The sequence below is a fragment of the Nitrosopumilus sp. b1 genome, assembly GCF_014078545.1.
Lineage (GTDB): Archaea > Thermoproteota > Nitrososphaeria > Nitrososphaerales > Nitrosopumilaceae > PXYB01.
Window position 1 is genome coordinate 1 of sequence record NZ_MU078760.1, and the last position, 1,041, is coordinate 1,041.

Sequence of the window (1,041 nt, forward strand, 5' to 3'; positions counted from 1 at the left end):
AGGATTAATTCTAAACATTTCTTCTAAGCTAAACAATCCAAGAATTACAAAGGATTTGGCGACAACTGCCATGCTAATGAGTGAGGGTGAGATGATTGAAGGACAGCTCGAATCAAGTGAGGATGTTACCTTTGATGATTATTTGAAAGTAATAGAATACAAAACTGCTACTGCATTTGAGGTTGCAGCAAGAATTGGTGCAATAATTGGTGGCGGTTCAGAAGAAGAGATTGAAGCACTAACAGAATTTGGAAAAAACATTGGAATTGCATATCAAATTAGAGATGATTTAATGGACTGGAAGAACGAAGATAAATTATTTAATTTACTAATAAAAAAGAGCAAAGACCCACGTGATGTCTTCAACAAGATGGAAGAATTGCTAAAAAATTATTCAGAAAAAGCTAGATCTGGTTTGAGAAGAATTCCAGATTGTGAACCAAAAAATAATCTAGAGACACTAATAGAATTTACAATGTTTAAGGCATAATGCCTGAACCAGCAGTCAAGATTGGTGCTGCACTTTCTGCTAGTTGAATTAATGGTTCTGGATAGACACCAAATCCTACCATAAAGATTATTGAGAATATCATTACTGCAATGATTGATTTTGGTTCTGAAACTCTCTTTTCAGATTCTCCTTCAAAGTACATCTTTCTCATAATCCAACCATAGTATGCTAATGATAGAGCACTGTTTAGAACTGCAGCAATTGCAATCCATGGTGCCCAAGCTGCTACTGGTCCTGCTTCTATTGCACCACCAAATAACATCAACTTACTCCAAAATCCGTTTAATGGTGGAACACCTGCAAGTGCAAATAAGGAAATTACTAAACCAAGTGAAGTGATTGGCATTTTTCGTCCAAGACCCTTTAGCTTATCAAGATTAGTTACAGCAAGAGTTGTTACAATTCCTGCAATTGCAATGAATGCAGCACCTTTCATTACTGCGTGATTTAAGATGTGGAACATTGCGCCTGAGATTCCAACTGAAGAAAACGGTGCAATTGCAAGACCAATCAAAATGTAGCCTGCATGT

The 1,041-nt window shown here is 36.5% G+C and carries 2 protein-coding genes; one reads left to right on the forward strand and one right to left on the reverse strand.

Features of this window, described 5'->3' with window-relative positions; translation table 11 throughout:
- A partial coding sequence (locus C6988_RS10445; RefSeq protein ID WP_182135337.1) for a polyprenyl synthetase family protein occupies positions 1 to 490 on the forward strand: 490 nt, incomplete at its 5' end.
- On the opposite strand, the gene C6988_RS10450 is transcribed toward C6988_RS10445, so the two are convergent.
- A partial coding sequence (locus C6988_RS10450) for a proton-conducting transporter transmembrane domain-containing protein (RefSeq protein WP_260081542.1) occupies positions 480 to 1,041 on the reverse strand: 562 nt, incomplete at its 5' end. The genes C6988_RS10445 and C6988_RS10450 overlap by 11 nt on opposite strands.